The sequence below is a fragment of the Mesoterricola sp. MK458 genome (assembly GCF_055384935.1).
This window is the reverse complement of sequence record NZ_AP045075.1, coordinates 4,003,277-4,016,309: the sequence shown is the minus strand read 5'-3', so window position 1 is coordinate 4,016,309 and position 13,033 is coordinate 4,003,277. Positions and strand designations below refer to the sequence as shown.

Annotated in this window: 16 protein-coding genes; 14 read left to right on the top strand and 2 right to left on the bottom strand. The window is 60.7% G+C overall.

Annotated elements, in window-relative coordinates:
- Positions 1-169: 169 nt before the first annotated feature.
- From ACZ5LB_RS17630 to ACZ5LB_RS17600, 7 genes are all read left to right on the top strand, one after another.
- Positions 170-853, top strand: coding sequence for a tetratricopeptide repeat protein (locus ACZ5LB_RS17630; protein ID WP_464603513.1), 684 nt, complete (start codon positions 170-172; stop codon positions 851-853).
- Between the two features lie 1,127 nt (positions 854-1,980).
- Positions 1,981-2,397: a hypothetical protein gene (locus tag ACZ5LB_RS17625; protein ID WP_464603512.1), complete on the top strand. Its 417-nt coding sequence runs from the start codon at positions 1,981-1,983 to the stop codon at positions 2,395-2,397.
- Between the two features lie 173 nt (positions 2,398-2,570).
- Complete coding sequence (locus ACZ5LB_RS17620) at positions 2,571-3,026, top strand: hypothetical protein (RefSeq protein ID WP_464603511.1); 456 nt, start codon at positions 2,571-2,573, stop codon at positions 3,024-3,026.
- Between the two features lie 318 nt (positions 3,027-3,344).
- Positions 3,345-4,514, top strand: coding sequence for an IS4 family transposase (locus tag ACZ5LB_RS17615; protein ID WP_464602275.1), 1,170 nt, complete (start codon positions 3,345-3,347; stop codon positions 4,512-4,514).
- Between the two features lie 43 nt (positions 4,515-4,557).
- Complete coding sequence (locus ACZ5LB_RS17610) at positions 4,558-4,809, top strand: hypothetical protein (protein WP_464603510.1); 252 nt, start codon at positions 4,558-4,560, stop codon at positions 4,807-4,809.
- A 155-nt stretch (positions 4,810-4,964) separates the two neighbouring features.
- On the top strand, positions 4,965-5,294 hold the full coding sequence (locus ACZ5LB_RS17605; RefSeq protein WP_464603509.1) for a DHCW motif cupin fold protein: 330 nt from the start codon (positions 4,965-4,967) through the stop codon (positions 5,292-5,294).
- Positions 5,295-5,980: 686 nt separating this feature from the next.
- Positions 5,981-6,448 (top strand): N-acetyltransferase family protein, encoded by a 468-nt coding sequence (locus ACZ5LB_RS17600; protein ID WP_464603508.1) that lies wholly within the window; start codon positions 5,981-5,983, stop codon positions 6,446-6,448.
- 81 nt (positions 6,449-6,529) lie between these two features.
- On the opposite strand, the gene ACZ5LB_RS17595 is transcribed toward ACZ5LB_RS17600, so the two are convergent.
- The gene (locus ACZ5LB_RS17595) at positions 6,530-6,871 is read right to left on the bottom strand and encodes a cupin domain-containing protein (RefSeq protein WP_464603507.1); all 342 of its coding nucleotides are present in this window, start codon (positions 6,869-6,871) and stop codon (positions 6,530-6,532) included.
- A 187-nt stretch (positions 6,872-7,058) separates the two neighbouring features.
- Between ACZ5LB_RS17595 and ACZ5LB_RS17590 the strand changes: the two genes are divergently transcribed.
- The 7 genes from ACZ5LB_RS17590 (at position 7,059) to ACZ5LB_RS17560 (ending at position 12,198) form a co-directional block, all read left to right on the top strand.
- Complete coding sequence (locus ACZ5LB_RS17590; protein ID WP_464603506.1) at positions 7,059-7,526, top strand: CoA-binding protein; 468 nt, start codon at positions 7,059-7,061, stop codon at positions 7,524-7,526.
- 74 nt (positions 7,527-7,600) lie between these two features.
- Positions 7,601-8,158 carry a dihydrofolate reductase family protein gene (locus ACZ5LB_RS17585; protein ID WP_464603505.1) on the top strand — a complete coding sequence of 186 codons (558 nt, stop codon included), beginning with the start codon at positions 7,601-7,603 and terminating at the stop codon, positions 8,156-8,158.
- A gap of 157 nt (positions 8,159-8,315) precedes the next feature.
- Positions 8,316-8,813 (top strand): hypothetical protein, encoded by a 498-nt coding sequence (locus ACZ5LB_RS17580; RefSeq protein WP_464603504.1) that lies wholly within the window; start codon positions 8,316-8,318, stop codon positions 8,811-8,813.
- 224 nt (positions 8,814-9,037) lie between these two features.
- Positions 9,038-10,285, top strand: coding sequence for an ISL3 family transposase (locus tag ACZ5LB_RS17575; protein WP_464602215.1), 1,248 nt, complete (start codon positions 9,038-9,040; stop codon positions 10,283-10,285).
- Between the two features lie 157 nt (positions 10,286-10,442).
- On the top strand, positions 10,443-10,850 hold the full coding sequence (locus ACZ5LB_RS17570; protein ID WP_464603503.1) for an ester cyclase: 408 nt from the start codon (positions 10,443-10,445) through the stop codon (positions 10,848-10,850).
- A gap of 27 nt (positions 10,851-10,877) precedes the next feature.
- Positions 10,878-11,264 (top strand): VOC family protein, encoded by a 387-nt coding sequence (locus ACZ5LB_RS17565; RefSeq protein WP_464603502.1) that lies wholly within the window; start codon positions 10,878-10,880, stop codon positions 11,262-11,264.
- A gap of 43 nt (positions 11,265-11,307) precedes the next feature.
- A complete protein-coding gene (locus ACZ5LB_RS17560; protein WP_464603501.1) occupies positions 11,308-12,198 on the top strand; it encodes an S-methyl-5'-thioadenosine phosphorylase in 891 nt (296 codons plus the stop codon).
- A 3-nt stretch (positions 12,199-12,201) separates the two neighbouring features.
- Here the strand turns inward: ACZ5LB_RS17560 and ACZ5LB_RS17555 are convergent, their stop codons facing one another.
- Positions 12,202-12,981 (bottom strand): SPOR domain-containing protein, encoded by a 780-nt coding sequence (locus ACZ5LB_RS17555; protein ID WP_464603500.1) that lies wholly within the window; start codon positions 12,979-12,981, stop codon positions 12,202-12,204.
- Positions 12,982-13,033 lie beyond the last annotated feature (52 nt).

Below are 13,033 nucleotides of genomic sequence, written 5' to 3'. Positions count from 1 at the left end.
CCACCGTCATTCCTTGAACCCCGTCGTCCTCCTCCGCCAACCGCGCCGCCACTTTGGGGCCGGTCAGCTTGAGCGTTAGGCATCTCCCAGCACCCAGCAATTCAGCGTCAGGCAGATCCATTGGCGGTTTGTTGCTAGGCTATTCCCACCCCCTTCAGTCGGAAGTGCGATGCGAAAAATTCTCTATTTCATTCTGTTGATTGGCCCTCTCTCAGCATCATACGTTTTGGCGGGTTCTTACGGCATGTACGAGGCCAAGCGAATCCTGGTTTCGCCCGACAAAGTCGCTGACAAGAAGCCCGGCATCGATCTCCGGTACGTAGACCAAATGCTTGATGACCTGGGCAATCATGCTGCCAATTACCCCACTCAGTTTGATTCTCTAGACGACCGCATGCGTGCAGTTCGCGATGTTCAGATGCTTTCAAAGGTCTTTGATGTCCTCGTCGATGGGCCAAATTCCCCTCCAGAAATTTTCAGAAGAGCCGGGTTTCTATACAGCATTGGCCACAATCTCGATATTCAGGGCTCAGCAGAAAAGGCCTATGCGACCTTCACCAAGCTACTTTCCATTGCCCCCAAGGATGCACAAGGGAACTTCATGTTTGGCGTCTTTCTAGGCGGCTCCGGAAGGGCCAAGGAATCCATAAGCCATCTTGAATTGGCCTTGCAAGGCGGAGTGACTGCAGCCAATTACTCTCTTGGTATGTCTTACCTGGCACTTGGTGACAAAGAAAAGGCCTTGGCCTGCCTCGAGAATTACAGGGTCACCAATCCAGCCGATAAGTCTATCGACGAGCTCATCAAGCACATTAAATCAGGCAATTTCGGCGTCAAGAACGTTACAAACTGACCAGCTCGAGAGGTCACCATTGCTCCCAAAGTCCTCGTTCCAACCAGCGGCAGTGCCCCATCGCGCCGCGTCTCGGGTCTCATCACCAAACGTCCGTCTGTCTAACCATCGCTTCGACCCGGACCCCAAAGTGCCTTCATCCCAACGAGGTTCCTCGAACCCCACCAGCCTTCTCCGCCGGCCGCGCCGCCACTTTGGGGCCGGTCAAGCGGCGCGTTAGGATCCCCAGAGCCCAAGACCGAACCTTCGTCAAGACTCAAAGCACCTAATATCCGAAGGTTCCTAAGGGTGTATCTATGCTCGACTTTCTTGAAACCATTGGCCTCATTGGAATGACCGTTTGTGATTTCATCCAAATCTTTAGTTGGCTACGGCGGAGGCATTGACGTCCCTCCGCCACGCCATGATTAACGCCAACGTCCCAACGCCGGGAATGTGTTCGCGCCGAACCTAACCCAGCGTTCGAGGTCGGCCCCAACCTGCCCGTTTCCTTGGTGGTATCGTCATTCCAACCTCCCTTCTCCTCCACCCGCGCCGCCAGGTTGCGGTCGACTCAACTTCGACGTTAAGCATCTCCCCCAGACCGCAATGATTCAGCGTTAATGGATCACCCTGTAGGAATAGAAACGTGGTCCGAGCCAAGGTCGTCAAAACAACGTTCTGGTCGCTTTCGGCTAGCCTGCTACTTCTTTACCTTCTTGGGCTAATCGGCCATTGGCCAGGGTGGTGCGAGAACGCTCTTCAATTCGTTGGCTTTCCCTGGTCCCTTCTGACATTCGATATTAGTCTGTGGCTTGAGGTCCGCTTAGGGTTTGGGTGGATCTGCTTTGCTAGCCAGACAACGTTGTTTTCAATACTCCCAGCGGCTCTTGATTCAATGCTGGTGAATTACCTTCTGCGTTACCTGGAAATCCGTCGGGTGAAATCCAGCACCATTCCTCCGTCCGCCTAAACATAGCTTCGACCCGGACTCCAAAGTGCCTACATCCCACCAAGGTTCCTCGAACTCCAACATTCTTCTCCGCCGGTCGCGCCGCCACTTTGGGTCCGGCCAAGCCGGGCGTTAGGCATTAAGTTGAGGAATATTCGGATGGCTACATTCTGTAACAATTAGATGGAATGATTCGATGTCCGAACAACATCTAACCCAGGGCAAAGTGGCTTTGCTGTTTCGGCGAGGGATCATCCTATTACTTGCCGGACTTCTGATATTTTACCATACCTATACCCTCTTCGATTTGTATTTGGGTGCCGGCACGAGTGTCCATACAAAATATGAATATCTGCAGTCGACTCTTCGCGTGGGCATCACGCTAAGCTTGCTTCTGGTCGTCTTTGGCAGCCGTCGAGCTTTGTGGGGAATGTGGATCGCGATTACCGGTTTGATTATCACTCACTATTGGGCCCATTTTGGAAATCTTCCCGTTGATTTCACTCAAGGCAGGCACCCCCTCTCCTATCTAAAAGGGTTTATTATTCCGACCATCATTACGCTGGCGTTCCATTCTTCAAACCATTCCACCGATTCGAAAACGAAAGCTTAAAATCATTCAATCTGATACGCAATCTCGGCCCAACCCTCCGCTCAACTCTGACCCCGCCTACATTGCCTTCCGTTCTCTCTCAACTCCCTGCGTCTTCGGCTTCGCCCCTCGTCTCGATCCAGGCGTGGCCGGTTAGCTTCATTCGTTAGGCATCACCCAAAGGAGGCAACAACATGCGTCGAACTGTATCTCTTGTCTGCTTGGTCTTGGCGGCTTGCCTTGCAATCAAACCTCTAAGTGCTCAGGACGCCCTCAACCTTAAAGTCAATGAGCTTGCTACTCATCCGATTCAAGCCAACGGTCTCTTCATCACCATCACAAAGCTCAATGGAAATCAGCTTATTGCTTCAAATACCAAATGGTCTGGGCGTGCTCACGTGAAAATTGACTTTCAGAACAAGAGCACTTCATTCCATGCGTTCTCTCCTACGGATGTTTCCTTTGTCGGTGCCGATGGGGTTCAGGCCTTACCCATTTATGAAATCAACAAGGCCGATGACACGACTCCACTTGCCTTCCGTCTCGCCCCATCGGCTCGATTGAGCACAGAGTATGTGTTGACAGGTCGCCTCACTTTCCCGGTCAAGATCTACCTTGGGGATCGCCTCGTGGCGCAGGTCACCGAGTAGGAGGCGATGCCTATCCCTCCGCTCAACTCGGACCCCGCCTGAATTGCCTCCCGCTCTCTCCCATCTGCTTCGCTCATCGCCTCAGGGCAGGCGGGGCCGTTTAGCTGGTTTCGCGGGGCATCACCCACCACCTACCAATCGAGCCGAACAGAGCACCCAAGGAATTTGAAAGGGGTAAAATACCACTGGCGTCTGGTTCCCTAACGCATCTTTCTGAAAAGCGCCTGTAATTTCAACGCGATCCCGGCGCAAAACCTTGGTGTCGATTTGAAACGGCGTTTGCGCAGTGCCCCCAGGATGGTGTAGAGGGGGTCGCCGATGAATTCGGGCAAGACGCTTTTCGCCCAACTGATGGCCTGGGTGCCATGGACCAGCTTCGACCGAATCGTTCGGCGACACCAGGGAGACTACGGCGTTCGCACCTTCCCGTGCACCGAGCAGTTCCGGGCCATGGCCTTCGTGCAGCTCACCTGGCGCGAAAGCCTGCGCGACCTGGAGGCATGCCTGGCCGCCCATCCCAACAAACTCTATGGCATGGGCTTCCGCCAGCCAGTTCGCCGCTCCACGCTGGCGGATGCGCTTGAACAGCGCGACTGGCGAATATGGGCGGAACTGGCCCAGCTCCTCATCAACAAGGCCCGCAAGCTCTACGCCGGGGATGACCTGGGCCTGGACCTCGAAGCCACGGTCTACGCCCTGGATTCCACCACGATCGACCTGTGCATGACGCTCTTCCCCTGGGCCCACTTCCGCAGCACGAAGTCGGCCGTGAAGCTCCACACAATGATTGACTTGCGTGGCTCGATCCCGACTTTCATCCACATCAGCACGGGCAAGATGGCCGATGTGCGGGTCCTGGACATCCTTCCCGTCGAGCCGGGTGCCTTCTATGTCATGGATCGAGGCTACATCGATTTCGCCCGCCTCCATCGGTTCCAAGCGAGCGGCGCGTTCTTCGTGACACGCGCCAAGGTGGGCATGGATGCCCGGCGCCTGCGTTCTGCGCCCTCCGACCGGGAACAGGGCGTGATCTGCGACCAACACATCGCGCTGAACGGCCATTACGCCTCGCGGGGTTATCCCGAGCCACTGCGCCGCGTGCGCTTTCGAGACCCGGAGACGGGCAAGACGCTGGTCTTCCTGACCAACAACATGGCCCTCCCAGCCCTGACGATTTGCGCCCTCTACAAGAAACGGTGGATGGTGGAGCTGTTCTTCAAGTGGATCAAGCAGCACCTGCGGATCAAGCGGTTCCTGGGCACTAGCGAGAACGCCGTCAAGTCGCAGGTTTGGTGCGCCGTGGCCACCTATGCCCTGATCGCTATCGCCAAGAAGGAACTGCAAATCGAGGCCTCCATGTACACTTTGCTCCAGGTCTTTTCAGTTTCCGTCTTCGAGAAAACCGAGCTTCGGCGCGCCTTTGCGGAGCCCGAACCCCAAAACGACAATGGGTGGATCTCTAAACCATTGTTTCCGCTGGAGATCTAACCGGACACTAGTGGTAAAATACGGGTACTCAAAGGAGAGACCTATGAAACCCGCCCACGTTATCCTCGGCATCCATGTCACCGACCGCCTCAAGGACGCGGTGACGGTCCAAAAGGTGTTCACTGAATTCGGCAGCCTCGTAAAGACCCGCCTCGGCCTCCACGAGATCGGGAATTCTCCCGAGGGTATCGTCCTTCTGGAGATTGTGGGTGGGCAAGACGCTTGGAAGGCAATGGTAGTTAAGCTCCAATCCATTGAGGGCATTGAAGTCAAGGAGATGGTGTTTTCTCACTGACCTGTGCCGTCTTCAATGCCTGGAGCTCCAACCAGCGCTCCGCCAGGTAGGGGACCGCCTAGCGCCAGCGTTAGGCATCACCCACCACGCATCGATCCAGCTTCAGGCACCCACCACCCCCCGGTTCAACCGCAGGCGCTACCCACGGAGGCCATGTGCAGATCTCCGCTACCCCTTTTGGAATCACCGACTGGACCCTGGTCGAACCCACAGAGCATGTGGGGGAAACAGGTGCTGCCTATTGGCGAACGAAGACTTTTGATGGCATCCGGGTGCGAATGGTTGAATACTCTCCCGGCTATAAGGCAGACCATTGGTGCAGAAAGGGGCACATTCTGCTTTGTGTTGAAGGCGAGCTCCTCACCGAGCTCGAAGATGGCCGATCCTTTGTTTTGAAGCCTGGCATGAGCTATCAGGTCGCAGACGATGCTGAAGCTCACCGATCGTCCACGAACGGCGGTGCCAAGCTCTTCATTGTCGATTGAATCCTCTGGCCGCACGGGTTCCAGTTGCTCCGGAGGACGTCAGGGCCGCTCAACACCAGCGTCAGGCATCACCCAAGCCTACCTCTTCAGCTTCCAGGAGCCTTCGTTGAGAGAAAATCCTCCCACCATGGTGCTTTCCGACGAATCCCCCGAAGGCGTGGTCTTCCGGTTCAAAGGAAATCAATGGGCCGTAGCGACGTTGATACCAGGGGTCGCTCTCCTGTGGATCGTCGGCAAACTCCACTTCGCCGGACAGTCCCAGAACTGGCCTTTGGCCGTGGTTGGAATATTTGGGATACTCCTTGTTTATTCAAGCATATACAGCGCCACTGCAGACCAATGGCTAGCTGTATCCACGTGTCGAAAATCGATCACATTTCATAAAAAGAACTTATACGGTCTCGTGCATTGGGAAAGGCTCCCCCAGGAATTTAAATGTCTCCGGGTAGGGCGCGCTGGAAAATCTTCCAGTTGGCATATCGCCTTAATCTGCGCTGATGGATTAGAATTAAATCTCGCAGAAAATGTATTTGGGGCATTTACTTACGAAAGGGCCCTGGATTTAGCCACGAAGGTAAGCGACCGAACAGGCATCAACATCGAGTCTCCCAGTCGTGCCCACCAGCTCCCTGAATTGCGCTGATTCATGCTGTGACATCAACTATCGTCCGGTTTAATATTCCGGAATGGCCGAAGCTGAACCGACAATCATCCGCCCCCTAACCCGTTCAGACCATGCCCAATGGCGAACCCTCTGGGATGGCTACAACGCCTTCTACGGCCGCAGCGGAGCCACCGCCCTGCCCGAGGAAATCACGGCGTCCACGTGGGGCAGGTTTTTCGATCCGGCGGAACCCGTGCATGCGCTGGTGGCCGAGGAAGCTGGCCAGATCGTCGGGCTGGTTCATTACCTGTTTCACCGCAGCACAACACGCTTGAACGACGTCTGCTACCTGCAGGACCTGTTCACTTCCGAGTCGTGCCGGGGCCGGGGTATTGCTGGGCAACTCATCCGCGCGGTGTATGCTGCCGCAGCCTCGGCTGGAAGTTCCAGGGTCTACTGGCAAACCCACGACACCAACCGTTCCGGTCGAGCGGCCTACGACAAATTAGCCGAGCACCGGGGCTTCATCGTCTACACCCACGAACTTTGACCTGATGCCCACCGGCTGCGGCCAGGCATTCGTCGTTGCGTGGCGTTTCAGGGCCAGGGCATGAACAACCTTGGCGATGATTCACGGCCGCACAAGGTCGAACGAGATCTCCACGGCCGTTTCCCTGCCCCGGTTCTCCAACCAGTGGAGCGTGTTCCGGTCCTCCGGCCAGCCCAGGCCAGGTCCGTAATCCTTGGCGCCCCCCTCGCGGTGGTCGGTGATGGTTCCTTGCAGGATGAAGACCGTTCCTGGCCTTCCCTTATGGTCGTGGAGGGGCCCAAAGACACCGCCAGGTTCGATCGTCACCCTGCGCATGCGAAGCTGCCAGCCCGCCATTCCCTCGATTTCGGGCCCCAGGTCGACCGTTGAAAGCACTTCGACCTTCACCCCCTTCGTTTCCGGTGCTGCCTGATCCTTGCCCACGTTCCCCTCCCGAATGGATGTCCAGGGCCCGATGGAGAGCAGGCCATCAGCCCTGCGCGACGTATTTTACGCATGTTTGGCAAGCCTCCATCGCATCCTTTCCGGCCACCTTCCCTGCCCATTGAAGGTGGTAGGCTGTTGGCATCCTTTCTCAAGCGCCGCGTTTCCCACCAGGAGGTATCCTCCAATGGCAAAGGTGCCCCAGGCCATCTCGGAATTTCTTTCGGGTAAACGCATTGCCGTCGTCGGCGTCTCCCGATCCGGTTCCGCTCCGGCCAATGCGATCCTCAAGAAGCTCCGGAGATCCGGTTACGAGGTCATTCCCGTCAACCCGAACGCGGTTCAGTTGGAAGGCCAGGAATGCTTTCCGGACGTCCTCGCGGTGCCGGGCAAGGTTGATGGCGTAATCATCGCCACGCACCCGGACGTTTCCGCAAAGGTCGCCCTTGAAGCCCTCCAAAAGGGCATCAGGCATATCTGGTTCCACCGGTCGTTCGGCCAGGGCAGCGTGTCAAGCGAGGCCCTTCGGGCCTGCCGCGAACACGGGGTCGAGCCCATTGAAGGCGGCTGCCCGCTCATGTTTTGCCAGCCCGTGGATTTCGGTCATCGGCTCTTCCGCTGGTGGCTGAGCCGAAGCCACCGCGTTCCGACATAGGGTCTGGCATTGCCCAGGCGGCGCCGCGCATGCATGATCATCCTCCAACGGCCGGCTGCCCCCAGGAGACTGCGATGAAGACCCAGTACTACACGGCCTCAAGCCTCGATGGTTTCATCGCCACGGAAGACGATTCCCTCGACTGGCTGTTCCCCCTCGGCGACATCAACGTGACCAGCTATCCGGACTTCATCAAGGAGGTCGGCGCGCTGGCCATGGGCGCCTCCACCTATGCATGGATGCTCCGCCATGTCGTCGACCCGGAAACCGGGGCCCGGGCTCCCTGGCCCTACGCGCAGCCGACGTGGGTTTTCTCGTCGCGAACCCTCGAGCCCTTTCCGGGGGCCGACATCCGGTTCGTGCGCGGCGGGGTTCGACCTGTCCACGAGGAGATGAAGGAGGCGGCCCGCGGCAAGAACCTTTGGATCGTGGGCGGCGGCGACCTGGTTGGGCAGTTCCATGACGCCGGGCTCCTGGATGAAATCATTGTTCAAATAGGTTCGGTCACCCTGGGAAGGGGAAAGCCGCTGCTGCCCCGTCGGATCATCGGCGCCTCCGCGCTGCGGCTCACCTCCGTTCAACGGTTCGGGCCGGGGTTCGCGGAGCTCCGGTACGAGGTGAAAGGGCCATGACGGATCCATCCCGGGGGCGATCCGCCTTGGGGAAGGGTTCCTGGTAAGCTTTCCAGATCTTCCTTCTGCGTGCTCCTTCCCCTTAACGGCCACGCCGGGACGAGGCAAATGCCGGCATCATGAGTTCATTCCATCCACCCTTTCCAAGGATCCACCCATGAGAATGTTCGCGACCCTCTGCTTCACCCTGGCTGTCTGCTCAAGCGCGTTTCCCATGCAGGCACCTCCGCACCGCCCTGGCGGTTCAGCCCAGGAGAACGATCCGGCCGTGCAGGCCGCACTGGAAGCCGTTTCGAAAACCAAGGCCGATGTCGCCAAGGCCCAGGATTCCCTGAATGCCGCGAAGAAGGCGCAGCGTGAGGCGGTTCGCAATGCGAAAATGGCGGTCCGGCAATCCAGGAAGGCACGCAGGGATGCGGAACTGGCCAAGGTCGCCTCGGGCCGCAGCGCCGATGCTGCGCGGCAGGCCAAGGCCGCGAGCGATGCCGCAGTGAAGGCCGCGAGGATGACGCCGCGGTCCGGGAAGCCGAAAAAAGCAGCGCCCCCGGCGACCGATCCGGTTGGCCCGTCGCTGTTTCGTGTGGGTAACCAGCGCATAAACCGCCGACCTGTTCCGTGCTGTGGCCCAGTTCCGCAAGGTTTCCTGGAACGGTGAAACCAGGACTCGGATCCCAGGAAAGAAGTGGCTCAAAACCATGCTGCTGCTGACCGTCGCTGTGGGCGGTGTGGGAAACGCGTCAGCGTTTTCCAGGCGGAGCCCGAGGGTGTGGGAAGGACGCGGACCCGAAGGGCGGCCATAGGCCGTTCCGCGGAGCGGAATCCGCCGGGCTTTCCATTCCCGAGCACCGGCCACAGAGGGTGGGTCGGCGCGCCTGTTCCATGGACAATGGGGCCATGGACACCAACACCCTGTTCACCATGGCACTCGGCCTCCAGGCCCCTTGGGAGGTCAAGAATCTCCAGTTCGACGAGGAGGCCAAGCGGTTGGACATCACGATCGATTTCACCCGTGGGGCTGACTTTCCATGCCCGGTCTGCGGCCAGCCCGCCAAGGTCCACGACACCGAGGAGAAGACCTGGCGGCACCTGGACTTCTTTCAGCACGCCGCTTACCTGACGGCCCGGGTGCCTCGCTGCAAGTGCGATGTGGACGGGGTCAAGCAAGTCCAGGTCCCCTGGGCTCGACCCGGATCAGGTTTCACCCTCCTGTTCGAAGCCTTGATCATGACCTTGGTCCAGGCCATGCCGGTAGCCACAGTCGCCAAGCTGGTCGGCGAGCACGATACCAAGCTCTGGCGGTTGGTACATCACCACGTGGATGAGGCCCGGGCAAAGGTGGACATGTCCACCGTCACCCGGATCGGCATTGACGAGACCGCCGCCAAGCGCGGGCACAACTACATCACCCTGGTCATGGACATGGAGGAGAAGAAGGTCCTGTTCGGTGTGGCCGGGCGAAGCCATGAGACCGTGCAGGCCTTCAAGGCCGACCTCGTGGCCCACATGGGTGACCCAGAGAGGATCGAGGAGGCCTGCCTGGACATGTCTCCCTCGTTCATCAAGGGGCTGAGAGCGCATTTCCCGAAGGCGCACCTGACCTTCGACCGCTTCCATGTCATGCAGATGATCAACAGGGCCGTGGACGACGTGCGGCGCGGAGAGGCCAAGGATCGGCCCGAGCTCAAGAAGACCCGCTACATCTGGCTGAAGAACCCCTCGAACCTCAGGGCGACCCAGGCTGGGAGGCTCCAGGAGCTGCGGGGCGCGAACCTGCTGACGGCTGAGGCCTACCGAATGAAACTCACCCTCCAGGACTTCTATGAGCAGGCGAATCCACAAGCGGCTGGGATGTTCCTGAAAGAGTGGATCACGATGGTCCGGGAGTCCGGCATCCAACCCATGGTCAAAGCCGCCGACACGCTCAAGGACCACATGGCTGGGGTTCTGCGCTGGTTCAAGAGCGGCCTGGCCAATGGGCTGCTGGAAGGCATCAACTCGCTGCTCCAGGCCGCCAAGTCCAAAGCCCGGGGCTACCGGACCATCCGCAACCTGGTGACGATGGCCTACCTCATCGCCGGCAAGCTGAAGTTCGATCTGACCCCAGCCTGGCAAACCGCCCGGTTATAACCGGTCGCTACCCACTCGATTCAGCGAGGAACCATCCGGTTCCCACCCCCGCCCAGGAACCGGCGCCTTCCCAGGAGCCGAAATCCTAGCCGCGACACGTGCACCCCTGTGCCCATCGCAGTCGAACCCTTCAACGGCATTGCCCACGGGAGTCCCCATGACCGGAAACAAGGAGATCGTAAGGCGCTTCAACCTCGAAATCATTCAGAACGGGAACCTGGACGTCTTCACCGACCTGGTCTCTCCGGATTTCGTGAACCGCACGGCTGCGCCTGGAACGCCCAATGGAGCGGAAGGCTTCCGGGCCTTCTTCACGGACGTTCTGCGCAAGGCCTTCACGGATATCCAAGTGGTGATCCACGATCAGATCGAGGAGAACAGCAAGGTCGTCACCCGGAAGACCATAAACGGTACCCATTCCGGGCCGTTCCTGGGTCACGCGCCCACGGGGAGGCGGATCTCCATTCCCATCACGGACATCGTTCGGATCGAGGACAACAGGTACGCGGAACACTGGGGCAGCGCGGATATCCATGGCGCCTTGCTGCAGATGAAATCGAACTAAGGGCCTTGCCACCTCCAGGAGTCGCGCATGAGAAGGGTTACGGGCATCGGCGGCATCTTCTTCAAGGCCAAGGATCCAGCCGCCCTCCGGGCCTGGTACCAGGAGCACCTCGGCATCGACGTCCAGGCCTGGGGCGGGACGGCGTTCAACTGGACCGACGCCGAGGGCCATCCCACGGGGGGGAGCACGATCTGGAGCATCGCGGGCGAGGACGGGGATACGTACGGCCCGGGCGGGGCTTCCTTCATGATCAACTATCGGGTCGAGAACGTCCGGGCCCTGGTGGAGGCCCTGCGGGCGGAGGGCTGCGACGTGCTGGACAAGGTGGAGGCCTCGGAATTCGGAACGTTCGCCTGGGTCATCGACCCCGAAGGCCACAAGGTGGAATTGTGGGAACCCCCCGCCGGCTCGTGAGCCCCGCGGCCTTCCCTCTGCGATAATCCCGGGGGAGAAGACCATGAGCGAGAACAACGGCCGTACGGTCATCGGGTTCATCGGGGGCAGCGGGATCTACGACCTGGAAGGGCTTTCCGACCAGCGGTGGGAGAAGGTGGCGTCGCCCTTCGGGGAGCCTTCGGACGAGCTTCTGTTCGGGACCCTCGGGGGGCAGCCCCTGGTGTTCCTGCCCCGCCATGGCCGGGGGCACCGGATCTCGCCCTCGATGATCAACTACCGCGCCAACATCGACGCCCTGAAGCGGGCCGGCGTCACGGACCTGGTTTCCATGAGCGCGGTGGGCTCCCTGAGGGAGGACCTGCGGCCGGGCACCTTCGTCATCGCCGACCAGTTCATCGACCGCACCTTCGCCCGGGAGAAGAGCTTCTTCGGCCGCGGGCTCGTGGCCCACATCTCCATGGCCCACCCGGTATGCCACCGCCTGGGCGACCATCTGGAGGCGGCCGCGGCGGAGGCGGGCATCGAAGCGGTGCGGGGCGGCACCTACCTGGTGATGGAAGGTCCCCAGTTCTCCACGCTGGCGGAGTCCCGGATGTACCGGTCCTGGGGCTGCGACGTGATCGGGATGACCAACATGCCCGAAGCCAAGTTGGCCCGGGAGGCCGAGATGTGCTACGCCACCGTGGCCATGGTGACGGACTACGACTGCTGGCACCCGGACCACGACCACGTGACGGTGGACGCCGTCGTCAAGGTGATGGTGGCCAACGCCGACCGGGCCCGCTCCCTGGCCGGAAAGGTGGTGCCCCGCATCCGGGCCGACGCCGCGGCGCCGGCCTGCGCCTGCCGCACCGCCCTGGAACAAGCCCTCATCACCGCCCCCGGCCACCGGGACCCGGACACGCTGCGCCACCTGGACGCGGTGGCCGGGCGGGTGCTGGGCCGGGCCTGACGGTCAGGGCTGGCGCGAGTCGGCGATGTAGGTGGGGCCCAAGGTCAAGGGCTGGGGCGGGCCGAGGACGACGATCGGATTGATTCCCAGCGCCTTCATGGCGGGAGCCACGGACTGCAGGTGCTGGCGCGCGGCGCGGACGGTGGGGAACGGGCCGCTGCGCACCAGCTGGAAGGGACGCCCGGACCGGCGGTTGCGCACCAGCAGGGTGGACGGGGTGGCGGCGGTGCGCAGGAGGCTCCGCTGGAGCCGGGCGGCCCCGCGGGTGCTGACGGTGGCGGCGTACTGGATCCACACCGTGCGCGATCCCGGGCGGTGCGCGGCGGCGTCCGCCAGGGGCAGCGCCACCCGGAGGACGGGGGCCGGGGTGGACGGGACGGTGGGCAGGGCGGCCAGCCTGGGCCGCTCCGGCGGCGTCAGGGACGGAAGCGCGGATGGCGCCTGGGGAAGGGGCTGGATGGAGGGGACCGGCGCTGGCGGGGGGACAGGGGCCTCGGGCAGGACGTCCACCACCAGAGGCGTGCTCTGCCCGCCAGCCCCGTTGGTGACGTGGAGCCAATAGACGGTGCGGCCGGTGACCAGGTGGGTGAGTTCGCCCTTGGCGGGCAGGATCAGGCCCAGGGGGTCCAGGCGGACCTGGTCAACGCCCGTGGCGGACCAGCGCAGGGTCACGGAGCCGCCCCGGGCGACGGCCTTGGCCGTGGCCTGGAAGGCGTCGATGTGGGCCGGCACGGTCTGGGCCGCCAGGAGGCAGGGCAGGAGCGGAAGGAGGAAGCGTTTCATGGGAAAGCCCGTGGAAGACCCCTCATTCTGGGCGGATGGGATGCAAAATCCA

Bases quoted from the DNA above. Each gene is read 5' to 3' on its own strand.
- ACZ5LB_RS17630 (WP_464603513.1), top strand. From the start codon at position 170: ATGCGAAAAATTCTCTATTTCATTCTGTTGATTGGCCCTCTCTCAGCA.
- ACZ5LB_RS17585 (WP_464603505.1), top strand. From the start codon at position 7,601: ATGAAGACCCAGTACTACACGGCCTCAAGCCTCGATGGTTTCATCGCC.
- ACZ5LB_RS17580 (WP_464603504.1), top strand. From the start codon at position 8,316: ATGAGAATGTTCGCGACCCTCTGCTTCACCCTGGCTGTCTGCTCAAGC.
- ACZ5LB_RS17565 (WP_464603502.1), top strand. From the start codon at position 10,878: ATGAGAAGGGTTACGGGCATCGGCGGCATCTTCTTCAAGGCCAAGGAT.
- ACZ5LB_RS17625 (WP_464603512.1), top strand. From the start codon at position 1,981: ATGTCCGAACAACATCTAACCCAGGGCAAAGTGGCTTTGCTGTTTCGG.
- ACZ5LB_RS17620 (WP_464603511.1), top strand. From the start codon at position 2,571: ATGCGTCGAACTGTATCTCTTGTCTGCTTGGTCTTGGCGGCTTGCCTT.
- ACZ5LB_RS17600 (WP_464603508.1), top strand. From the start codon at position 5,981: ATGGCCGAAGCTGAACCGACAATCATCCGCCCCCTAACCCGTTCAGAC.
- ACZ5LB_RS17590 (WP_464603506.1), top strand. From the start codon at position 7,059: ATGGCAAAGGTGCCCCAGGCCATCTCGGAATTTCTTTCGGGTAAACGC.
- ACZ5LB_RS17555 (WP_464603500.1), bottom strand. From the start codon at position 12,981: ATGAAACGCTTCCTCCTTCCGCTCCTGCCCTGCCTCCTGGCGGCCCAG.
- ACZ5LB_RS17575 (WP_464602215.1), top strand. From the start codon at position 9,038: ATGGACAATGGGGCCATGGACACCAACACCCTGTTCACCATGGCACTC.
- ACZ5LB_RS17615 (WP_464602275.1), top strand. From the start codon at position 3,345: ATGAATTCGGGCAAGACGCTTTTCGCCCAACTGATGGCCTGGGTGCCA.
- ACZ5LB_RS17610 (WP_464603510.1), top strand. From the start codon at position 4,558: ATGAAACCCGCCCACGTTATCCTCGGCATCCATGTCACCGACCGCCTC.
- ACZ5LB_RS17570 (WP_464603503.1), top strand. From the start codon at position 10,443: ATGACCGGAAACAAGGAGATCGTAAGGCGCTTCAACCTCGAAATCATT.
- ACZ5LB_RS17560 (WP_464603501.1), top strand. From the start codon at position 11,308: ATGAGCGAGAACAACGGCCGTACGGTCATCGGGTTCATCGGGGGCAGC.